A 20,092-nucleotide genomic window follows, 5' to 3' on the forward strand; every position below is an offset into this window, starting at 1 on the left:
CCCCTTCCCCGGATCTGCCCGGGGAAGGGGCGGGCCTCCGCCGTTCCGCGCTCGGGGCCCCTGGTGCCGCTCCCGGTGCCGAAGGTTGTCCCGTAATCCCTGGCGGGCGCGCGGCGTCGGTTGCGGCGTCTCGCCGCTGCTCCCCGGGCCGCGTCAGATCTCGTAGACCGCGCCCGCCGTCGCCACCTCCGCCGGGCCGCTGTAGACGGCACGGGCGTCGGCCAGGTTGCGGTCGGCGTCGGTCCAGGGCGGGATGTGGGTGAGGACGAGCCGCCCCGCCCCGGCGCGTGCGGCGGTCTCGCCCGCCTCGCGGCCGTTGAGGTGGAGGTCCGGGATGTTCTCCTTGCCGTGCGTGAACGATGCCTCGCACAGGAACAGGTCGGCGCCCTCGGCGAGCTCGTCCAGCGCGTCGCAGGCCCCGGTGTCGCCGGAGTAGGTGAGTGTCCGGCCACCGTGCTCGATGCGGATGGCGTACGAGTCGACGGGGTGGCAGACCCGCTCCGTACGGACCGAGAAGGGGCCGATCTCGAACGAGCCCGGTTTCAGCGTGTGGAAGTCGAAGACCTCGCCCATCGCCCGCTCGGACGGGGTGTCGCCGTGCGCCGCGGTCAGCCGCTGTTCGGTGCCGTCGGGGCCGTACACCGGGAGGGGAACTGCCCGGCCCCCGTCGTACCGGTAGTAGCGGACGACGAAGTACGCGCACATGTCGATGCAGTGATCGACGTGCAGGTGGCTGAGGAAGACGGCGTCGAGATCGTAGAGTCCGATGTGGCGCTGCAACTCGCCCAGGGCGCCGTTGCCCATGTCGAGGAGCAGCCTGAAGCCGTCGGCCTCTACGAGGTAGCTCGAACACGGCGATCCCACGGACGGGAACGAGCCGGAGCATCCGACGACGGTGAGCTTCATGGAGCGTGAACCTCCGAGACGTGGGAACGGGGAGGGTTCGTGCGGGCTGTTGAGCGGGGTCCGTCGAGCGTAAGGCGCGAATCTCCCGGTCGCTCCTCCGCGACCGTGCGTTGTGGGGGAACTCACCTGCTCCGTCACCGGTTCGACGGAAGCGGCGAGGGCGCCGGTACGGTCGGTGCATGAGCATGTCGTGGTGGTGGATCGCGTTCGCCCTTGTCGTGCTGCTCGCGCTCGTCGCGGCCGTCGCCGACGGGCGGGGCAGGGGCGGGCGGGGGCCCGGCGGGCGCCGGGGCGGTTCGGCGACGCGCTCCGGCGGACGGCCGGGCGGCCGGACGCGCCCTCCGGCGGGCCCGGGGCGCGGACCGGAACCGGGGCGCGCCCCGCGGCCGGGCGAGATCTGGTGGGCCGAGGTGCCCTACGAGGACGGGCCCGGGGCGAAGGACCGGCCCTGCCTGGTGCTGAGAGTGCGGGGCGGCTCGGCACTCGTCGCGAAGATCACCAGCAAGAACCACGCGGACCGGCCCGGAGTGATCGCGCTGCCGGCGGGAACGGTGGGGGACGCGCAGGGGCGGGCGAGCTACTTGGAGACGGACGAGTTGCGGGAGGTCGCCGTGCGGGTGTTCCGGCGGCGGGTGGGTGTGGTGGCCCCGGAGGTGTGGGAGCGGGTGCGGGGCCTCGGGTGAGGGCCCGCACCCGGCGCGCCTCGGGCCCGCCGGACGTACCTCGCCGTCGGAGGTCCGCCCGACGGGCCCTCTGCCGGTCGGCGGGCCCCCGGCCGCCGGGCGGGCTCCCGGCCGGTCGAGGGCGCTGTGCGGTTCAGGCCCAGAGCTGGCCGTGCAGCGTTTCGATGGCGGCCTCGGTCGTCGGAGCCGTGTAGACACCGGTGGACAGGTACTTCCAGCCTCCGTCCGCGACGACGAAGACGATGTCGGCGCTCTCCCCCGCCTTGACGGCCTTCTTCCCGACCCCGATCGCGGCGTGGAGTGCGGCGCCGGTGGAGACTCCCGCGAAGATGCCCTCCTGCTGGAGGAGTTCGCGGGTGCGGGTTACGGCGTCGGCGGAGCCGACGGAGAAGCGGGTGGTGAGCACCGAGGCGTCGTAGAGCTCGGGGACGAAGCCCTCGTCGAGGTTGCGCAGCCCGTAGACCAGGTCGTCGTAGCGCGGCTCGGCGGCGACGATCGCGACGCCGGGCTTGTGCTCGCGCAGGTAGCGGCCGACGCCCATCAGTGTGCCGGTGGTGCCGAGGCCCGCCACGAAGTGGGTGACCGACGGGAGGTCGGCGAGGATCTCGGGGCCGGTGGTGGCGTAGTGGGCGCCCGCGTTGTCGGGGTTTCCGTACTGGTAGAGCATGACCCAGTCGGGGTGCTCGGCGGCGAGTTCCTTGGCGACGCGCACGGCGGTGTTGGAGCCGCCCGCCGCCGGGGAGGAGATGATCTCGGCGCCCCACATGGCGAGCAGGTCGCGCCGCTCCTGGGAGGTGTTCTCCGGCATCACGCACACGATGCGGTAGCCCTTGAGCTTGGCCGCCATGGCGAGCGAGATGCCGGTATTGCCGCTGGTGGGCTCCAGGATGGTGCAGCCCGGCGTCAACCGGCCGTCCTTCTCGGCCTGTTCGACCATGTGGAGCGCGGGGCGGTCCTTGATGGAGCCGGTGGGGTTGCGGTCCTCCAGCTTGGCCCAGATCCGGACGTCCTCGGACGGCGACAGCCTCGGTAGGCGGACGAGCGGGGTGTTGCCCACCGCGGCGAGCGGGCTGTCGTACCGCATCAGCGCATGCCCGCGCGTCGTCCGGCCCCGGCGCCCCCGGCGACGGCCGGGAGGATGGTGATGCTGTCACCGTCGCTGAGCTCGGTGGAGATGCCCTTGAGGAAGCGGACGTCCTCGTCGTTGAGGTAGACGTTCACGAAGCGGCGGAGCTCGTCGCCGTCGACGATGCGCTCACGGATGCCGTTGTGGCGGCTGTCGAGGTCCGTGAGGAGGTCGGCGAGGGTCGCGCCGTTGCCCTCGACGGCCTTCGCGCCGTCGGTGTAGGTGCGGAGGATGGTCGGGATGCGGACCTCGATGGCCATGGCGTGGGCTCCTGTCGGAAAGCTCGGAAGCGGGGAAGCGGGGAAGCATGGAGAAGGCGGGGTGACACGGGGCGCGCGGCTCTGCCCCCGCGCGGGGGTGTCGGATTGTGTGCGGAGGCCGGGTCCTCGGCGGCCGTGGATCCGGCTCAGGCCCTGCGACCGGCGGACCGGTGGTTCGTACAGATCGCGCTGGAGAGCCTGCACAGGTCGACGTGCAGGCGCGCGACGAGCAGCATGCCCGGCGTCTTGTCGCTCACGTCATGGGGAACCATGCGCTCATCGTATCGATTCCCGGCCGCCGGATCCGAGTGTGATCTCACTTGCTGGATAAGAGGTGTTCGACAGGTGGACGGGGCCATGGTGGAGCCGGCCCCGTCCACCCCGCCCGACACCCGCCCGGCACCCGGCCGAGGCCGGTCGGCACCCGGTCGGGGCCGGCGTTCGGGGCCGGACGGCCGGGGTCCGGCGTTCGGGGTCGGACGGCCGGGGTCAGGCCGGCTCGTACGCCTCGACGATCTCGACGTCCTCCTCGGTGATCTCGCTGTCCACGATGCGGTACGAGCGGAACTGGAAGGGGCCCGCGTCGTCGGCGTCCGCGGTGGAGACGAGGACGTAGTGGGCGCCGGGTTCGTTGGCGTAGGTGACATCGGTGCGCGAGGGGTACGCCTCGGTCGCGGTGTGGGAGTGGTAGATGATCACGGGTTCCTCGTCCCGATCGTCCATCTCCCGGTAGAGCTTGAGGAGATCGCCGGAGTCGAACTCGTAGAAGGTGGGCGAGCGGGCGGCGTTGAGCATCGGGACGAACCGTTCCGGGCGGCCGGTCCCGGCCGGTCCCGCGACCACGCCGCACGCCTCGTCGGGGTGGTCGGCGCGGGCGTGCGCGACGATCTGGTCATGGAGCGCCTGGGTGATGGTCAGCATGGCGCCAGGATAGGACCGAGCGACAAACGTTCCGAGGGGTGGTACATCTCTGCCCGCATGCCGGAATGCACCGTCGGCGCGGGTGGGCGGAGCGGCTGCCGCTGTGGCCGTGCGCGCCCGTGTCCCGGCCCGCGCTCAGCGCTTCCCGAAGGACCGGTTCCCGGGGTCGCGGGCCCTGCGCGCCCTGTTCCCGGGGTCGCGGGCCCTGCCCGCGAGGTACGAGGCGCCCAGGACGGCCGCCCAGAGCGGGGCGCAGTACAGCGAGATCCTGGTGGTCCCGTCGATGCCCATCATGACGACGACCACGCCGATGAACACCAGGGCGAAAACGCTGGTGTACGGGGCGCCGGGGGCCCGGAAGCCGGATCGGGGGAGCGCGCCGCGGTCGGCGAGGCGCCGGTAGCGGATCTGGCTGACCAGAATCATGATCCAGGCCCACATGCCGGAGATGGTGGCGAAGGAGACGACGTAGGTGAAGGCGTCGCCGGGCCATCGGTAGTTGATCCAGACCCCGACGAGCATCAGGGCGGCGGAGAAGGTGGTGCCGACGAGTGGGGTGCCGTTCGGAGTGAGCCGGGTGAACAACCGCGGGCCCTGTCCGTTCAGCGCGAGGTCGCGCAGCATGCGGCCGGTGGAGTACATGCCGGAGTTGCAGGAGGAGAGGGCCGCGGTCAGGACGACGAAGTTGACGATGCCGGCGCCGATCCCGAGGCCCATCTTCTCGAAGGCCGCGACGAACGGGGGGATGCCGGGCCGGAACTCGGTCCACGGCACCACGGAGAGGATCATGACGAGCGCCCCGACGTAGAAGACGGCGATGCGCCACGGCACGGTATTGATGGCCCTGGGCAGTACGGTCCCCGGGTCCTTGGACTCCCCCGCGGTGACACCGACGAGTTCCACGGCGAGGAAGGCGAACATCACGATCTGCAGGGTCATCAGGGTGCCCCCGAGACCGTGCGGGAAGAATCCGCCGTCCGCCCAGAGGTGGCTGACCGAGGCGGTGCCGCCGGCCTCGGAGAAGCCGAGGGTGAGGACTCCGGCGCAGATGAGGATCATGCCGACGATGGCGGTCACCTTGACCATCGAGAACCAGAATTCGAGCTCCCCGAAGACCTTGACGGAGATCAGGTTCACGCCGTACAGGACGACCGTGAACAACAGCGCCGAGACCCATTGCGGAATGCTGAACCAGTACGTCATGTACTGGGCGGCCGCGGTGACTTCGGTGATGCCGGTGACGACCCAGAAGAGCCAGTAGGTCCACCCGGTGACGAAGCCCGCGAACGGGCCGACGAATTCGCGGGCGTACTCCGAGAAGGAGCCGGAGACCGGGCGGTACATGAGGAGTTCGCCCAGCGCCCGCATGATGAAGAAGATCACCAGGCCCGCGACGGCATAGGCGAGGACCAGGCTGGGCCCGGCCCTGGAGATCGCCCTTCCCGCGCCGAGGAAGAGTCCGGTCCCGATCGCCCCGCCGATGGCGATCATCTGGATCTGGCGGGAGCCCAGGGCCCGCCGGTATCCCTCGCCGGACCGGCCGCCGTCCGTGACCACCGCGACCGGCCGTTCGTCCTGCCCCTCGTCCACCTGCGCCGATGTCATGTGCCGCGCCTTCCTCCACGCCGGTCCGCGCGGTCGGGACCGCGAGCCTGATCCCGGTCCGCCGGGTACGGGCGGGGTGCCGCCGACGTCCTGCGGACGTGTCGGCACCCTCGGGAACAGGGTGGGCCCCGGAGCGGGCGCGCACACGGATCGCGGACGGGCGGGCGATGCGCGTGGCGCCCCCAACCGGGCATGTGCGGTGGGTGAATCGGGCGGGGTTTTCCCGCCGTCGCGGCAGCGTCCGTTCCGGTGACGATGTCACCGGAACGGACGAACGGAGCCCGGCACGGGGGCTACGGCATCAGCGTCTCCACCAGGGTTTCCTGGAGCGCGCCGAGCCAGAGGTAGGTCATCACCATCGGCTTGCGCGGATCGCTGTCGGGGAGCCGGTAGAGGGATCCGCCCTCGCCCTCGTCGCTGTCGGAGACGTCCAGACGGGTGCCGATGGTGAGGCGGAGGTCGTTGAGGGCGCCGAGCCAGTTGCGGCATTCGTCGGCGGAGAGCTCCAGCACGGCACCGCCGTCCCCGGAGATGGTCAGGGCGTCCAGGGTGCGTACGACGGCGAGTGCGTCCTCCCGCTTGCGGGAGCGCAGGTCGTTCTCCGTGAAACGGCGGAACTCGGCCGAGGCGGCGCGCAGTTCGCTGTCGTCGTCGCCGTACGCGTCGGGGAAGAGGCGGGCCAGGGCGGGGTCGGCGGGTCGCTCGCTGGGACCTTCGGCGAAGAGGGCGGCGAGCGGGTCGGCGCCCTCGGCGGGCTCGTCGCCGGGGCCGATGAGCTCCAGCAGCTGGACGGCGAGGGAGCGCAGGATCGCGATCTCCACCTCGTCGAGCGCGACGGCCGCGCCGCCGTCGGGGGTGGCCTGGAAGTGGCCGGCCATGGGTGTACTCCGATGGTGGTTCGGACGGGGCGGGGCCGGGCCGTTTCGCCGCGGCCGGAAGGGGTGCTACGCGCGGCGGGTCATCCGCGGTCCTGGGTCAGGGTGGCCCACAGCCCGTAGCCGTGCATGGCCTGGACATCGCGCTCCATCTCCTCGCGGCTTCCGCTGGAGACGACGGCACGGCCCTTGTGGTGGACGTCCAGCATCAGCTTGTGGGCCTTGTCCTTGGAGTAGCCGAAGTACGCCTGGAAGACATAGGTCACATAACTCATGAGGTTGACCGGGTCGTTGTGGACCAACGTCACCCAGGGGACATCGGGCTCGGGGACGACAACGCTCTCCTCGGCCGATTCGGGACGCTCGATCTCTGTAGGGGCGACACTCACCCCTCCCATGCTGCCACCCGACAGGGGGCATCGCACAAACGACCCCGACATCTCGTCACTCTGACGAAATAGGGGTAGCATCCGGAACATGAACTCTGCGGACCTTGGGCGACGGGTCGGTGTGCCGTCGACCGCGCTCTTCACCGACCAGTACGAGCTCACGATGGTGCAGGCCGCACTGAAGGCCGGCACGGCCGACCGGCGCTCGGTGTTCGAGGCATTCACCCGCCGACTGCCGGAGGGGCGTCGCTACGGTGTCGTCGCGGGCATCGGCCGGGTGCTGGACGCGGTGGAGAACTTCCACTTCGACGACGAGATGCTCACCTTCCTGCGCGATCAGGACGTCGTGGACGGGCCCACGCTCGCCTGGCTTGCCGACTACCGCTTCAGCGGTGACATCTGGGGCTACCCGGAGGGCGAGGTGTACTTCCCCGGCTCGCCGATCCTGCGCGCCGAAGGTTCGTTCGCCGAGTGCGTGCTGCTGGAGACGGTGATCCTCTCGATCCTCAACCACGACTCGGCGATCGCCGCCGCGGCGTCGCGGATGTCGGCGGCGGCGGGCGGGCGCGGGCTGATCGAGATGGGCGCGCGCCGCACCCATGAGCTGTCCGCGGTGGCGTCCGCGCGTGCCGCGTACATCGGGGGCTTCGACACCACCTCGGACCTGGCGGCGGGCTTCCGCTACAACATCCCGACCGTCGGGACGAGCGCCCACGCCTTCACCCTGCTGCACGACACCGAGCGCGACGCGTTCCGGGCCCAGATCGACTCGCTGGGCCGGGGCACGACGCTGCTGGTCGACACCTACGACGTCGCCGAGGCGGTCCGCACGGCGGTGGCGGTCGCGGGGACCGAGCTGGGCGCGGTGCGGATCGACTCCGGCGACCTGCTGCTGGTCGCACACCGGGTGCGGCAGCAACTGGACGAGCTGGGGGCCACCGGGACGAAGATCGTGGTGACCTCGGACCTGGACGAGTACGCGATCGCCTCGCTGGCCGCGGCGCCGGTCGACGCGTACGGGGTGGGCACGCAGCTGGTGACCGGCAGCGGGCATCCCACCTGCTCCATGGTGTACAAGCTGGTCGCCCGTGCCGGATCGGCCGATCCGGCGGAGCCGCTGCGTCCGGTGGCCAAGAAGTCGCTGGGCGCGAAGGTGTCGGTGGGCGGTCGCAAGTGGGCCGCGCGTCGGCTGGACGAGGACGGGATGGCCGAGGCGGAGGTGGTCGGCACCGGCCCGGTACCGGCGGACCTCGCCGACCGGCAGCTCCTGGTCGAGCTGGTCAGGGGCGGCGAGGTGGTGGCCCGCGAGCCGCTGGACGCGGCGCGCGAGCGGCACATCGCGGCACGGGCCGCACTGCCGATGTCCGCGATGCAGCTGTCCCGCGGGGAGCCCGTGATCCCCACGGAGTTCGTGTGACGGGGCGATGCGCGGCGACACCCGGTACCGTCGGCCGGTGGAGCGGGACCGGCGGTGTCCTCCTCCGGCCGACGGCACCCCGTCCCCGCCCCTAGCCGCTCCCCGGGTCGCCAGGCTCGCAACACCATCCACGTGACCGCCTTCCCCACCCCCACCGAAGGACACCCGTCATGCACCGCGCCTTGATCGTCGTGGACGTCCAGAACGACTTCTGCGAGGGCGGCAGCCTCGCCGTGGCGGGGGGCGCCGATGTCGCCGCCGCCATCACCGACCTGATCGGCGAGGCCCAGCCCGGATACCGCCATGTGGTGGCCACCCGCGACCATCACATCGACCCGGGCGGTCACTTCTCCGCGGAGCCGGACTTCGAGCACTCCTGGCCCCGCCACTGCGTCGCCGGTACGGAAGGGGTGGGCTTCCACCCGAACTTCGCTCCCGCGGTCGCCTCCGGTGCGATCGACGCGGTCTTCGACAAGGGCGCCTACGCCGCCGCGTACAGCGGCTTCGAGGGCCTGGACGAGAACGGCACGGGGCTTGCCGAGTGGCTGCGGGCCCATCATGTCGCCGAGGTCGACGTGGTGGGCATCGCGACCGATCACTGTGTGCGGGCGACGGCGCTGGACGCGGTCCGGTCGGGCTTCACCACCCATGTGCTGCTCGGGCTGACGGCGGGCGTGGCCGAGGAGACCACGGAGCGCGCCCTGGAGGAGCTCCGCAGGGCGGGCGTCAAGCTGTCCGGGAAGCCGGTGGTGTAGCCCCGGGCGGGCCCCGATGGGCCGCGACCCTGGACCGGGACCCGGAACCGGGACGGACCCGGAGACCTCGCCCGGCCGTGGCCCGCGCCTGGGGCCGGACGAACCTCGGGCAGGACTGCGGCGCAACTTCTCCGGCAGGACTGCGGCCGGGCGTCTCGGGACAGGACTACGGCCGGGTGTCTCGGACCGAACTGCTCAGGCCGGGCGACGGGCCGGTGCGACGGGAACGGGGGGCGCCCAGGGGTGCCGGGCCGGACCGGCGCCCGTGACGGCCGGGGCGGGGTGGTGGGCCGGTGCGGCGGCGGGTGCGGGCGCGGCGGGGCGGAGCAGGGCCCGGATGGGGTGCCAGAGCTCCTGGGCCCGTTCCGGCCTCGCCCGCCAGAGCATCCCGTCGGGGTGGTGCAGCACGGCGGTGATCTCGTCCGGTGTGGGCGGTTCGGCGTTCCCCCGCAGGTAGACCGCGCGCAACCCCAGGTTGCGCAGCCGGGTCAGGGCGCGGGCTCGGTTGGCCGCGTGCACCAGGACCCGGACCGGGGCTCCCGGGCCCGCTCCGTCCGTGGGCCGGGGCAGGGTGATCGCCACCACCACACTGCCGTTCGGCAACTTGCTGAACCCTCCGCCTGCCATGGTCCGCGCTCCCCCGTGAGACGTCTTGTCAATAAGGATGTGAACAAGACGCACCTAAACACGATCGGCCGCCGCCCGCTAGAGGGCGACGGCCGATCAAGCCCTGACCTGCGGTGATGCGGAATTACTTGTGCGAGGGCCCAACCTTCACGACCATCGTCGAGCCGTTGCCGGGCTCGCTGACGATCTGGATCCGGGTGTTCGTGTCAGTGACCTGAACGCTTCCGGTCTTGTTCTCCTCGTACCAGTAGGTTCCCTTGTGGTCGTCGAAGACCGGGATACCGAGCTGCGACTTGATCCGCACCGGCACGTCGGCGTTGTGCAGCGTGAAGGCGTCGGTCCGGTAGTGGCTGAAGGGCGCGTCGAACGGCTGGATCTTGTTGCGCATGATCGTGCCGTCCGCCCACTTCAGCGGCTTGGCGTGCGAGTCGATCGGCAGGATCAGACCCTTGCCCGGGTGGACGGAGACGTTGTTGTCCTTCTGCGAGCGGTCCCACTGCCAGATGAGCAGCCCGTTCTGGTACGGGTAGTGCTCGACCCAGTCCGGACGGGTCTTCGAGAAGCCGAAGTTGTACGGGCCGACCTTGAGGGTCTTGTCGTAGCTGACGTACTGGCGGTTCTCCGCGATGTAGTACTGCGGGTAGTCCTTGGTGAACGACTCGCCGACGCGGGAGAAGCCCTTGGCCGTCCAGCCGTTGTCGTCGCCCTCGGCGTCGTCCGAGAACAGCACCGCGCCATCGGCGGTGACCGAGATGGTGTCGGCCGCGAAGCCGACGCCGCCCGCGCCGCCGTCGGTGGTGTAGCGGAAGCGGATGTCGATCTTCTTGCCGGCGTAGGCGTCCAGCGGGAAGGACAGCTTCTTGTACGCGCCGGAGACGTCGGTCAGGGCCGGCTTGTCGCTGGCGTCGCGCGGGAGCGCCGCACCGTCGGCCGTGCCGTCGATCGCGGTCCAGCTGGTGCCGCCGTTCTCCGACACCTCGGTGTAGAGGAAGTCGTAGTCCTTCTCGATGTCCCACCAGCCCGCGAGGTCCAGGCTCGCCTTGGACTTGCCGGTCAGGTCCACCGAGCGGGACAGGGTGTTGTTCAGGTTGTCACCCGCGTCGCTCCACCACTGCTTGGAGCCCTGCGCGGGCTTCGTGACAGCGGTGGTGACGGGCTTGTCCGGAAGCGTGACCAGGAGGGCCTGCTTGTCCTTGGTGTTGTACTCGGACACGCCCAGCTTGTGGGTGGACTTCGTCGCGGCCTTGGCCTCGTCGTAGTTGAGCCAGCCGAGCTGGAGCTTGTCCCAGGCGGTCATGTCGCCGGGCAGGTCACCGATCTCGCCCTTGCCCGTGCCGAGCCAGGAGCCCGCCGACATCAGGGACCAGAAACCCACCGAGTTCTCGGCGGTGTTGGTGGTGTCGTACAGGTCCGGCAGGCCCAGGTCGTGGGCGTACTCGTGGGCGAAGACGCCGAGGCCGCCGTTCTCGGGCTGCGCGGTGTAGTCGCCGACCCAGATGCCGGTGTCGCCGATCTCGGTGCCGCCGGCCTTGTTGAAGGACGGGCCCTTCGCACCGGCGTCGGTGCCGTAGGCGTACCAGCGGTGCGCCCAGATGGCGTCGGTGCCCTGCACGCCGCCGCCCGCGGACTCGTCCTCACCGGCGTGGACGATCTGGAAGTGGTCGATGTAGCCGTCCGGCTCGTTGAAGTCGCCGTCGTTGTCGTAGTCGTAGCGGTCCCACTGGTCGTACTGCGCCAGATCGGCCTTGATCTGGTCCGTGGTACGGCCCTTGGCCTTCTGGTCGGCCGCCCAGGCGTTGACGCCGTCGCGGACCATGTCCCAGACGTTGGCGCAGTTGCTGGAACCGCAGAAGTTGGAGCCGTAACGCGCCTCGTTGTACGGGACCTTGACCCAGTCGGAGACCTGGCCGTCGACCGAGTAGCGCCCGGAGGACGTCTTCTCGTAGTAGGTCTTCAGCGAGTCCTTGCCGGTGCCCGTACCGAAGTACAGGTCCCGGAAGTGCTGCTGGTTGTAGTCGGCCTGCCAGGCGGTGCTGTTGTCCTTCTTGGGGTCCGGCTTGGCGATGCTGTTGTGCGCCGGGCCGGGTTCGCCGCCGTACTTCTTGACGGGAGGCTTCGGGCCCTCGCCGTCGGGGTCGTACATGGTCGTGTCGTCGACCTTGTCGCCGAACTCGACGAGGACCGTGAAGATCTTGTCGGTCTTCTCGCGGCCGAGTTCGACGTACTTCTTGTCGTCGAGCTTGACGACCTTGGAGCCGCCCCGCTTCGCTATCTTCTTCTCGCCCGATATGACCTGTTCCAGGGCGGCCTGACGCTGGGCGTCCTGCTGCTTGCTGTACGGCCCCTGGAGGTCGTGCGCGTTGCCCTTGCCCGTACCCGGGTCACGGCGTTCGACCTGAGCCTTCCCGGACCCTGACACCTGGTCATCGGCCTGGGCGGTGGTGAAGGCCGAAGCGGTGGCAGCCGTGGCGACCATGGCCACGACAACCGCCGCGCCGCGCAGCGCCCGTCTCTCAGTACTCACGTGATGCAGTCCTCCCCGACGTCCGCGTCCACGGCCTGGGAGTCCGATGAGGGCCGCGCGCGGAAACGCGTCACAAGTGACGTCATTTGACCGGAGTCACGAGCGAAAAGACAGTCCTTGACTTGGACAGACCAAGTGCACTATGCAGGAGACGGTTTCCGTTATCCGGACATTCACCCCATCCGCAACCAGCGTTTCCCGGACCGTGGTCGAGACATGGGAATGACTCCGTGCGCCCCCCATGCACCGGCTTCGCGGCTCAGGTCACGCTTGCCGTCGGTTCCTCTCGGGCATCCGTCGTCGTAGAGTCGATCGACAGTGCGACCGCGTTGAGAGACTGCCCATCCGATGCCCCGAGGACGGATACCGCCATGCCGCGTATCACTGCCGCACAGTTCTCCTACGGTTCGGTCACCGTCGTCTTCTCGACCCTCGCCATGCTGCTGCTCTCCCGTACGGAATCGGGGATCGGCATCGCCGTCATCGGGACCGCGGCACTCACGCTCGGTCTGCTGGTGGCCGTGACCGTACCCCATCCGCCCCACGCGAAAACGGCGAAGTCGGCGAAGGCCGGAATCGCGGCCCGCACGAACCGGGCGCATGAGAACCAGGACGCGGTGTCCGCCGCCGTCGAGGCCGAGGGGCTCGCCCACGACGAGGCCCGTGCCCCGGCCCCGTCGGCCCACGAGGGCGAACGGCCCGCCGCGGCGCACTCCGAGAAGCCCTGGGACGAACACTCCCTGCGGCACTGACCCCCGAACCGCCCCCTATCTCCGGGCCCGGACTCCTCTCGTTCGCGTCAGTCCGCCTTGCGGCGTTTGGTGATCGTCCCGTCCGGCGTGGCCATGAGGTAGGCGCCCCCGTAGTCGCCGCTGACGATGAGTCGCAGCACCGGACGCCCTCCTTCGGCTTCCATGTGGAGGTAGTAGCTCGTGACCTTCCCGCGTATGCCCAGCTCGGTCGTCGCGACCCTGATCAGCCGGGGCAGCGCGTCCCAGTTGACGCGGGCGAGGTCAATGGTCGTGAAACCCTTCATCACGCCTCCCCCGCGCTGACGCGTGCCCTCGCCGTCTTCGTAGGAGAACGTTTCGTACACCTCTCCGTCGCCCACCGGGCCGTGGCCCGAGGCATTCTCCTTGTTCAGGTCGAAATCGATGACCTCGCTCCTGCCCATCTTCTTCTTCCAGGCTCGGACGACCTCGCGGGCACCGGAGGGGGTGAGCAGGTCGACCTTCGCCTCGGGCGGTTCGGTCGAGGCCGAGGGGCTGGACGAGGGCGTGGCCGCCGGTGTCGGCGGAGGCGTGTGGGTGGCGGTGGGCGGGGACGCGGCTCCCGCGGACCGGTCGTCGCCGTCGCCGTCGCCGAAGGAGGGCAGGATCTGCCATACCAGCGGTCCGGCCGCCAGGAGGCCCACGAGCACCGGGAGCATCAGCCGCCGACGACGCCGTCCGGTCCCGGGCTCCGCCGACGTCCGGCCGGTCCCCGCGTCCCCGGCCTTCGCGTCGTCGGCCTTCGCGTCCCCGGCCTTCGCGTCGTCGGCCTTTACGCCGCCGGTCCCCGACTCCCCGGCTTCCGCATCGCCGGTCCTCGCGCCGTCGGCCCTCGTGTCCTTTGCCCCGGTCCCGTTGCCCGACGCGGGGCTGCTGCCCGGCTCCGGCGCGGTGTTCACCGGCTCCTGCCCAACCCCCGGTTCCTCCCCGACCGGCGCGGCGGAAGCAGAGGCGGATGCGGAGGCGGATGCAGGAACGGAACCGGGAGCGGAGGCGGGAACGGAGTCAGGCGCGGAATCGGGAACGGGAACGGGAACGGGAGCGGCAGCGGGAGCGGGAACGGGACCGGCGCCCGCGACGACCGTCACGACACGGTCCCCGGCCGCCTCCGCGAGCAGCAGGTCCAGCGCCTCCGCGTCGGGACGGGCAGCGACGTCCTTGACCAGGACCGACCGCAGCACCGGCCCGAGCGCGCCGGCCCGGCGGGGAGCCGGGACCTCCTCCTCCAGGATCGCCGCCGGCGTGGCAAGGGTGGACGACCTGCGCATGGGGTGGTAGCCCTCGACCGCGACGAACAGCATCATCGCCAGTGACCAGAGGTCCGACGAGGGGATCTCGTCGTGCCCGCGCAGTCGCTCCGGGGCCATGTAGTCGGGGGAGCCTATGAGTTCACCGGTGTTGGTGAGGCTGGTGGCCTCGCGTACGGCCGCGATGCCGAAGTCCGTGAGAACCGGGGTTCCGTCGGCGCGCAGCAGCACATTGCCCGGCTTCACATCGCGGTGCAGGATGCCCGAGGTGTGTGCGGCGTTCAGTGCGCCGAGCACACCGCGGCCCAGCTGCGCCGTCTCGGTGGGTGTGCAGAGTCCGCGTTCGAGCCGGTCCTGGAACGATCCGCCGGGGACCAGCTCCATCACCAGCCAGGGGTGGAAGACCTCGGGCGAGTCGACGACGTGATAGATCGTCACCACGTTCGGGTGACTGACCCGCGCCAGCGAGATCGCCTCGCGCAGCACGCGCTTGCGCAGCATCTCCGCCGCGTCGGGGCGCAGTCGCAGCAACTCCGGATCGGGTGGCCGGACCTCCTTCAGCGCCACCTCCCGGTGCAGCACGATGTCGCGCGCCCGCCACACCAGCCCCATGCCCCCGCCGCCGAGCCGCTCAAGCAGTTCGAAACGCCCCTCGATCACGCTTCCTTCTGATCCCACAGCCATGGAGGGAACGATATGGCAGGGGCCGGTCAAGCGGGCGGGATACGACCCATCGCCTCGTCGGCACAACGGCCCACTGTGGAAGGGGTGTTGCGCCCCCGGGGGCTATGGGGAGCCCGCTCCCTCCTGCTCCCCGGGCCGTTACGGAGCACCGCGGGTGGAGGGACCGCGTGCGTCAGTCGGTCTGCACGACCACCGTCTTCGCCGCCTTGTCCTGGAGGCCCTGCCGGTACGGCTTGTCCGTGAACATGAGCACGATGTTGATCAGCCACCACAGGCACGGGCAGCACAGCAGTGCCGGCAGCCACAGCACCACGGCCCGCAGGAACGATGTCCCGGTGTCCGGCACCCGCCCGTCGTTGAGCATCGCCACCCGCAGCTTCAGCAACCGCTTGCCAAGCGTCCGGCCGTCCTTGTGCGTGAAGTACGTGTCGTACGCGACGTAGGCCACCAGCCCGATCAGCGACCAGAGCAACTGGTGCCCGCTGTACGTCTGGCTGAACAGATCACCGACGTCGCTGTTGTTGCTGTTGTTGCCGTTCGACATCTCGACCACGCCGCCCCACGGCAACGAGATGAGGTACAGCGGGATCAAGATGATCAGGAAGTCGATCAGCCGGGCCAGGATCCGCTTCCCCGGCTCGCCGAGCGGCGGCATGCCGGCCAGCGGGTCCACTCCGCCGTACGGGCCCCCTCCGCCATAGGGGCCGGGGCCGTACGGCGGCGGAGGGGGCGGGGGCGGCATGCTCCCGTACGGCGAGCCCGGCGGCGGTCCTTGTGGCCCCTGTGGCCCTGTGGGTCCATGAGGTTCCTGTGGCCCTTGGGGTCCTTCGGGCCCCTGGGACGACCACGGCTCTTGTGGCCTCTTGCGGAACGGGTCGTCCTCGGGCGGCTGACCGGACGGCGGCTGATCGTTGCTCATGGGGGCAGTGCACCCCGGACGGAGGACACCCGCAACGCCTCAGGTGCGTTCGGGGGAACGTCGCCCCTCCCCACCTCCGACCCACTGGGCCGCCGCCCGAAGGGGTGGCTCCCCGCCCCTCCCGGGCGGCCCGGACCGTCCTCGGACGACTCAGCCCGCGACGAAGGTGTGCGCCGCCTTGTCGTGCCAGCACTGACGCCAGGGGCGGTCGAAGACGCACCACAGCACATTGGCCACCCCGACCACCAGGAGCCCCAGCACGCCGTAGACCAGCCAGCGGCGCAGCGCGGCGCCGAACGGCGGGGACTCGTGGGACTCGATGTCCCGGACTTCGAGTCCGCAGAGTTTCTTGCCGAGCGTGCGACCCCATTTCGCGGTCGGCAGCGCCTCCAGCAGGATGCCGAGGACGAGGAACGCGCCGAGCAGGGCGCCGAACAGACCAGCCGTCGTGGGGTCCACCAGCCAGACGGTGACGGTCCGACCGGACAGCTTCGCCGCGTCGATCTTCCCATCGATGTGCTCCATCGCCCGCGAGACGAGCGGGAATCCGATGGCACCGACGAGAACACCCAGCACCACCGTGTCGACGAGCCGGGCGGCGAACCGCTTTCCGAGTCCGGCGGGCCGGGCCGACGCCTGGGCCTGCGCGAGCTGCTGGAAGGGGTCGTTGACCGGGGGCTTCCAGGGCACCACGGGCTGGTCCGGCTGCTGCCCGCCCGTCCCGCCGAAGGGCGGGGGCGGCTGCTGGGCCTGGAGCGGGAAGTGCGGCCGCTGAGTCTGCTCGGGTTGCTGAAGTTGCTGGGGCTGCTGCGCCTGCTGAGCCTGGGAATGGGGGCGGGACGTCTGCTCGGGCCGGGCCGGCTGGTGCGGGTGCCGGAGTTGCTCGGGCTGCTGGGGCTGCTCGGGCTGCTGGGGCTGCTCGGGGTGCTGGAGTTGCTCGGGCTGCTGGGCCCAGGAGGTGCGACCGCCTGCCGGGCCCTGACCGGCCGTCGGTGCGGAGGCCGGGTCCGGAACCTGGTTCGGGTTCGGGTTCGGGGCCGGTGCCGGGTTCGGAATGGGGTTCGGGTTCGCGAGCGGAACCGCCCCGGCGGACGAGCCCCGGGCCGGAGGCAGGGAGCCCGTTCCCCGGGACAGGGCGCGGATCGCCATCGTCCCGTCCGCGGCCTCCTGTTCCGGTGCCGGGGCGGCGGGCGGGCGGGCGCCCGGGTCCACGGCGCGGATCGTGACCGTACCGTCGGAGGGCGGTCCTCCCGCAGGGGCGTCGCCGCCCGTTCCGGCGCTCCGGCCCGCCGCCCCGTCACGCATGCCGGGCAGCCCGCCGCCCGCGGGGGCCTGCGGCGCGGCCCGACGCGGATCCATGGGCACGAGCCCGGCGGGTGCGCGGACCGCGGGTGCCCGGTCGTTCGGCACCCCGTCGGCCGACGCCCCGTCAACGGGTCTGCGGCCACCGGGCACCCGGCCCGCGGACAGCCGCGGGTCCCCTCCGTCCACCGCTCCCGGGCCGGAAACGGGAACGGGACCGGAACCGGAATGAGGACCGGAATGAGGACCGGAACCGGCTTCCGCCCCGGAGACGGGTTCCGGCGACGGGCCGGGACCACCCGGTCCGGCGGGCCGCGCGGCGGCACCCCAGGAGATCCGCCGATCGCGCTCGCCGCCGAAGCCGCTCTGCCGGGAGGCGTCGGCCTGCCAGGCCGTGGCCGGTTCCGGGCGGTGGCTCTCCTGCGGCTCCTCGTCGAGGAAGACCGGGCCCGTCTCGTCCACCGGTGCGCCGGTGGACGCGGATGCCGGGGCCGACGGGCTCGGCGGCTGCTCCTGCTGCCACCCGGCGGGCGCCGCGGGCATCGGCTCGCCCTGCTGCGGGGCGGGCCGGCTCGTGCCGGGCACCCAGGAAGCGCCGTTCCAGTACCGGACGTATCCGGGGATGGAGGGGTCGGGGTAGTACCCCTCGCGGGGGCTTTCGTCACCGGGTGCCGGAGTTGGGGCGCTCATCACCGTGGTCCCGTATCTCTTCGAGGCCTCAATTCAATGGGTCCACATCTATCAGACACCCGCCTTCCACCGGGTCCGTCCGGGCGTTTGAGCGGCGTTCCGGTCGCCCGAAAAATTTTTTCCCGAAGTCGCGTAATAGTTGGCGGGGAGGGCGCTCTCTCCAGTGCGGGCCGGTCGTGGGACCGGTTCCAAGGCACCGAGAGGACGCACTCATGAACACCGTCGTGGAACGCGAGCTGGAGCTCAGGCTGGTTCTGTCTCCCGAGCACAGCATCCCCGTCCCCGCCCGGCTGGAGTACCGGACGCAGGACCCGTTCGCCGTACATGTCGCCTTTCACATCGGCACCGACTTCCCCGTCCACTGGACCTTCGCCCGCGAACTGCTGGTCGAGGGGGTGTTCCGGCCGTGCGGTCACGGCGACGTACGGATCTGGCCGACCAAGGTCGACAAGCGCAACGTCATCTTCGTGGCGCTGACCTCGCCCGACGGCAACGCGCTCCTGGAGATGCCGTCCGCCGCGGTGGCCGCCTGGGTGGAGCGGACCCTGCGGCTGGTCCCCCCGGGCACGGAGACCGAGCGGCTCTGCATCGACGATGCCCTGGCCGAACTGCTGGCCCCGCTGCCCGCCGACGACCTGTGGATGAGCGACCCGTGGCAGTCGGACGAGACGCAGGACGGCGAGGTGTGAACGGTCGAACAGCCGGCGAGAGACGAACGGACACGACGCCGACGGCCGAGGCGTGGACATACGGCACGTCGTCGGGGTGGGGCGGGGCCACTTATCGGGCCCCGTCCACTCCGGCCCCCGGTCATGCCTCGGTCTCCGTCGGCTCCACGGCTCCCGGCCGCGTCCCGGCACCTGTCCGCGTCCCGGCACCCGTCCGCGTCCCGGCCTCCGGCCGCGTCCCGGCTCCGGGTTGGCACACGGCATCCGGCAGGCGACCGGCTCCCTGCCGGTGAACGGCGTCCGACCGATTGTCAGAACACCTTGAATCGTCAGAACACCTTGCCCGGGTTCAGCAGCCCCAGCGGATCAAACGCCTGTTTGATGCCCCGATGCAGTTCCACGCCCACCTCGCCGAGCTCCCGTGCCAGCCACTCCTTCTTCAGGACGCCGACCCCGTGTTCACCGGTGATGGTGCCGCCGAGTTCCAGGCCGAGCGCCATGATCTCGTCGAAGGATTCGCGGGCCCGCCGGGACTCGTCGGTGTCGGTGTGGTCGAAGCAGACCGTGGGGTGCGTGTTGCCGTCACCCGCGTGCGCGCAGACACCGATCGTCAGGCCGTACTTCTCGGCGATGACCGCCGTTCCTTCGAGCATCGCACCGAGCTTCGAGCGGGGTACGCACACGTCGTCGATCATCGTGGCCGATGCGACGGCCTCCAGTGCGGTGAGGGCCATCCGTCGGGCCCGGAGCAGCAGTTCGGACTCGGTGACGTCCTCGGCGGGGACCACCTCGGTGGCGCCCGCGGCGGTGCACAGCTCGCCGACGGCCGCCAGGTCCGCCGACGGTTCCGGGGTGTCGAAGGCGGCGAGCAGGAGTGCCTCGGTGGAGTCGGGCAGGCCCATGGCCGCCATCCGGTTGACGGCCCGGATCGTCGTGCGGTCCATCAGTTCGAGGAGTGACGGGGTGTGACCACGCTCCATGATCCGGCAGATCGCGTCGCAGGCCGCCGCCGCACTCGGGAACTCCGCGGCCATGACCAGCTGTCGCGGCGGGCGCGGCTTCAGCGCGAGCACGGCCTTGACGACGATGCCGAGGCTGCCCTCCGAGCCGACGAAGAGCCGGGTGAGGTCGTAACCCGCCACGCCCTTCGCAGTCCGGCGACCGGTGGTGAGCAGCCGCCCGTCGGCGAGGACGACGTCCAGACCGAGTACGTACTCGGCGGTGACCCCGTACTTCACACAGCACAGGCCACCGGAAGCGGTGCCGATGTTGCCGCCGATGGTGCACGTCTCCCAACTGGAGGGATCCGGAGGGTAGTGGAGACCGAGTTCCTCGACCGCCCGGGACAGCACCGCGTTGATCACACCCGGTTCGACGACGGCGATCCGGTCGACCGGGTCGATCTCCAGAATCCGGTCCATCTTCACCAGGGACAGCACGATGCAGCCGTCGGAGGCGTTGGCCGCACCCGACAGCCCGGTGCGGGCGCCCTGGGGAACGACCGGAACGCGCAGAGCCGTTGCCGTGCGCATGACGTGCTGGACCTGCTCGACCGTACGCGGGAGGACGACGACGGCAGGCGTGCCCGCGTCGCAGAAGCTGGCCATGTCCCGGGCGTACGAGGCGGTGACGTCCGGATCGGTGATCAGAGCCTCGGCGGGCAGCCCCGCACGCAGTTGTTCCAGAAGACCGGTCATGGTCCCAGCGTGGCACCCGGGCCCATT

The 20,092-nt window shown here is 70.9% G+C and carries 18 protein-coding genes and 1 pseudogene; 5 read left to right on the top strand and 14 right to left on the bottom strand.

Annotated elements, in window-relative coordinates:
* Window positions 1–153: 153 nt before the first annotated feature.
* Window positions 154–906, bottom strand: coding sequence for an MBL fold metallo-hydrolase (locus ACFC79_RS27900; protein WP_376245397.1), 753 nt, complete (start codon window positions 904–906; stop codon window positions 154–156).
* A gap of 179 nt (window positions 907–1,085) precedes the next feature.
* On the opposite strand from ACFC79_RS27900, the gene ACFC79_RS27905 reads away from it, so the two are divergent.
* Entirely contained in the window at window positions 1,086–1,589 is a 504-nt protein-coding gene (locus ACFC79_RS27905; RefSeq protein ID WP_376245400.1) for a type II toxin-antitoxin system PemK/MazF family toxin, read from the top strand.
* Between the two features lie 133 nt (window positions 1,590–1,722).
* Here the strand turns inward: ACFC79_RS27905 and ACFC79_RS27910 are convergent, their stop codons facing one another.
* From ACFC79_RS27910 to clpS, 7 genes are all read right to left on the bottom strand, one after another.
* Window positions 1,723–2,673: a PLP-dependent cysteine synthase family protein gene (locus ACFC79_RS27910; RefSeq protein ID WP_376245402.1), complete on the bottom strand. Its 951-nt coding sequence runs from the start codon at window positions 2,671–2,673 to the stop codon at window positions 1,723–1,725.
* Window positions 2,673–2,975 carry a MoaD/ThiS family protein gene (locus tag ACFC79_RS27915; RefSeq protein WP_376245405.1) on the bottom strand — a complete coding sequence of 101 codons (303 nt, stop codon included), beginning with the start codon at window positions 2,973–2,975 and terminating at the stop codon, window positions 2,673–2,675. The genes ACFC79_RS27910 and ACFC79_RS27915 overlap by 1 nt, the downstream gene beginning before the upstream one ends.
* Window positions 2,976–3,121: 146 nt before the next feature.
* Window positions 3,122–3,247 (bottom strand): putative leader peptide, encoded by a 126-nt coding sequence (locus ACFC79_RS27920; RefSeq protein WP_376245408.1) that lies wholly within the window; start codon window positions 3,245–3,247, stop codon window positions 3,122–3,124.
* Window positions 3,248–3,464: 217 nt separating this feature from the next.
* Complete coding sequence (locus ACFC79_RS27925) at window positions 3,465–3,896, bottom strand: Mov34/MPN/PAD-1 family protein (RefSeq protein WP_376245411.1); 432 nt, start codon at window positions 3,894–3,896, stop codon at window positions 3,465–3,467.
* A 135-nt stretch (window positions 3,897–4,031) separates the two neighbouring features.
* On the bottom strand, window positions 4,032–5,501 hold the full coding sequence (locus ACFC79_RS27930; RefSeq protein ID WP_376245413.1) for an amino acid permease: 1,470 nt from the start codon (window positions 5,499–5,501) through the stop codon (window positions 4,032–4,034).
* Window positions 5,502–5,794: 293 nt separating this feature from the next.
* A complete protein-coding gene (locus tag ACFC79_RS27935; RefSeq protein WP_376245416.1) occupies window positions 5,795–6,379 on the bottom strand; it encodes a DUF2017 domain-containing protein in 585 nt (194 codons plus the stop codon).
* A gap of 80 nt (window positions 6,380–6,459) precedes the next feature.
* Window positions 6,460–6,774, bottom strand: coding sequence for an ATP-dependent Clp protease adapter ClpS (gene clpS / locus ACFC79_RS27940; RefSeq protein ID WP_376245419.1), 315 nt, complete (start codon window positions 6,772–6,774; stop codon window positions 6,460–6,462).
* A gap of 79 nt (window positions 6,775–6,853) precedes the next feature.
* Here clpS and ACFC79_RS27945 point away from each other — a divergent pair, with 79 nt between their 5' ends.
* Window positions 6,854–8,182, top strand: a complete 1,329-nt coding sequence (locus tag ACFC79_RS27945; protein WP_376245422.1) for a nicotinate phosphoribosyltransferase — start codon at window positions 6,854–6,856, stop codon at window positions 8,180–8,182.
* Window positions 8,183–8,352: 170 nt separating this feature from the next.
* Complete coding sequence (locus ACFC79_RS27950; RefSeq protein WP_376245424.1) at window positions 8,353–8,937, top strand: isochorismatase family protein; 585 nt, start codon at window positions 8,353–8,355, stop codon at window positions 8,935–8,937.
* 297 nt (window positions 8,938–9,234) lie between these two features.
* On the opposite strand, the pseudogene ACFC79_RS27955 reads toward ACFC79_RS27950, so the two are convergent.
* Both ACFC79_RS27955 and ACFC79_RS27960 read right to left on the bottom strand, forming a co-directional pair.
* Window positions 9,235–9,564, bottom strand: a pseudogene (locus ACFC79_RS27955) (hypothetical protein); the annotation flags it as partial.
* Between the two features lie 124 nt (window positions 9,565–9,688).
* Window positions 9,689–12,088, bottom strand: a complete 2,400-nt coding sequence (locus ACFC79_RS27960; RefSeq protein WP_376245427.1) for an immune inhibitor A domain-containing protein — start codon at window positions 12,086–12,088, stop codon at window positions 9,689–9,691.
* Between the two features lie 371 nt (window positions 12,089–12,459).
* Here ACFC79_RS27960 and ACFC79_RS27965 point away from each other — a divergent pair, with 371 nt between their 5' ends.
* Window positions 12,460–12,840 carry a hypothetical protein gene (locus ACFC79_RS27965; protein WP_376245430.1) on the top strand — a complete coding sequence of 127 codons (381 nt, stop codon included), beginning with the start codon at window positions 12,460–12,462 and terminating at the stop codon, window positions 12,838–12,840.
* Between the two features lie 47 nt (window positions 12,841–12,887).
* On the opposite strand, the gene ACFC79_RS27970 is transcribed toward ACFC79_RS27965, so the two are convergent.
* The 3 genes from ACFC79_RS27970 to ACFC79_RS27980 all read right to left on the bottom strand — a co-directional run bounded on the left by ACFC79_RS27970 (window position 12,888) and on the right by ACFC79_RS27980 (window position 17,700).
* Complete coding sequence (locus tag ACFC79_RS27970) at window positions 12,888–14,789, bottom strand: serine/threonine-protein kinase (protein ID WP_376245433.1); 1,902 nt, start codon at window positions 14,787–14,789, stop codon at window positions 12,888–12,890.
* A gap of 172 nt (window positions 14,790–14,961) precedes the next feature.
* On the bottom strand, window positions 14,962–15,708 hold the full coding sequence (locus ACFC79_RS27975) for an RDD family protein (RefSeq protein WP_376245436.1): 747 nt from the start codon (window positions 15,706–15,708) through the stop codon (window positions 14,962–14,964).
* 150 nt (window positions 15,709–15,858) lie between these two features.
* Window positions 15,859–17,700, bottom strand: a complete 1,842-nt coding sequence (locus ACFC79_RS27980) for an RDD family protein (RefSeq protein WP_376245439.1) — start codon at window positions 17,698–17,700, stop codon at window positions 15,859–15,861.
* 212 nt (window positions 17,701–17,912) lie between these two features.
* Between ACFC79_RS27980 and ACFC79_RS27985 the strand changes: the two genes are divergently transcribed.
* Window positions 17,913–18,389 carry an SsgA family sporulation/cell division regulator gene (locus ACFC79_RS27985; RefSeq protein ID WP_376245442.1) on the top strand — a complete coding sequence of 159 codons (477 nt, stop codon included), beginning with the start codon at window positions 17,913–17,915 and terminating at the stop codon, window positions 18,387–18,389.
* A 308-nt stretch (window positions 18,390–18,697) separates the two neighbouring features.
* Here the strand turns inward: ACFC79_RS27985 and ACFC79_RS27990 are convergent, their stop codons facing one another.
* A complete protein-coding gene (locus tag ACFC79_RS27990; RefSeq protein WP_376245445.1) occupies window positions 18,698–20,065 on the bottom strand; it encodes an FAD-binding oxidoreductase in 1,368 nt (455 codons plus the stop codon).
* Window positions 20,066–20,092: the final 27 nt, after the last annotated feature.

Origin of the sequence: Streptomyces sp. NPDC056061, from assembly GCF_042266885.1 — a bacterium.
In the GTDB taxonomy this organism is placed as follows: Bacteria; Actinomycetota; Actinomycetes; order Streptomycetales; family Streptomycetaceae; genus Streptomyces.

Coding starts and splice junctions, on each gene's coding strand:
- ACFC79_RS27900 (WP_376245397.1), bottom strand. CDS start 906: ATGAAGCTCACCGTCGTCGGATGCTCCGGCTCGTTCCCGTCCGTGGGA.
- ACFC79_RS27905 (WP_376245400.1), top strand. CDS start 1,086: ATGAGCATGTCGTGGTGGTGGATCGCGTTCGCCCTTGTCGTGCTGCTC.
- ACFC79_RS27910 (WP_376245402.1), bottom strand. CDS start 2,673: ATGCGGTACGACAGCCCGCTCGCCGCGGTGGGCAACACCCCGCTCGTC.
- ACFC79_RS27915 (WP_376245405.1), bottom strand. CDS start 2,975: ATGGCCATCGAGGTCCGCATCCCGACCATCCTCCGCACCTACACCGAC.
- ACFC79_RS27920 (WP_376245408.1), bottom strand. CDS start 3,247: ATGGTTCCCCATGACGTGAGCGACAAGACGCCGGGCATGCTGCTCGTC.
- ACFC79_RS27925 (WP_376245411.1), bottom strand. CDS start 3,896: ATGCTGACCATCACCCAGGCGCTCCATGACCAGATCGTCGCGCACGCC.
- ACFC79_RS27930 (WP_376245413.1), bottom strand. CDS start 5,501: ATGACATCGGCGCAGGTGGACGAGGGGCAGGACGAACGGCCGGTCGCG.
- ACFC79_RS27935 (WP_376245416.1), bottom strand. CDS start 6,379: ATGGCCGGCCACTTCCAGGCCACCCCCGACGGCGGCGCGGCCGTCGCG.
- clpS (WP_376245419.1), bottom strand. CDS start 6,774: ATGGGAGGGGTGAGTGTCGCCCCTACAGAGATCGAGCGTCCCGAATCG.
- ACFC79_RS27945 (WP_376245422.1), top strand. CDS start 6,854: ATGAACTCTGCGGACCTTGGGCGACGGGTCGGTGTGCCGTCGACCGCG.
- ACFC79_RS27950 (WP_376245424.1), top strand. CDS start 8,353: ATGCACCGCGCCTTGATCGTCGTGGACGTCCAGAACGACTTCTGCGAG.
- ACFC79_RS27965 (WP_376245430.1), top strand. CDS start 12,460: ATGCCGCGTATCACTGCCGCACAGTTCTCCTACGGTTCGGTCACCGTC.
- ACFC79_RS27970 (WP_376245433.1), bottom strand. CDS start 14,789: ATGGCTGTGGGATCAGAAGGAAGCGTGATCGAGGGGCGTTTCGAACTG.
- ACFC79_RS27975 (WP_376245436.1), bottom strand. CDS start 15,708: ATGAGCAACGATCAGCCGCCGTCCGGTCAGCCGCCCGAGGACGACCCG.
- ACFC79_RS27980 (WP_376245439.1), bottom strand. CDS start 17,700: ATGAGCGCCCCAACTCCGGCACCCGGTGACGAAAGCCCCCGCGAGGGG.
- ACFC79_RS27985 (WP_376245442.1), top strand. CDS start 17,913: ATGAACACCGTCGTGGAACGCGAGCTGGAGCTCAGGCTGGTTCTGTCT.
- ACFC79_RS27990 (WP_376245445.1), bottom strand. CDS start 20,065: ATGACCGGTCTTCTGGAACAACTGCGTGCGGGGCTGCCCGCCGAGGCT.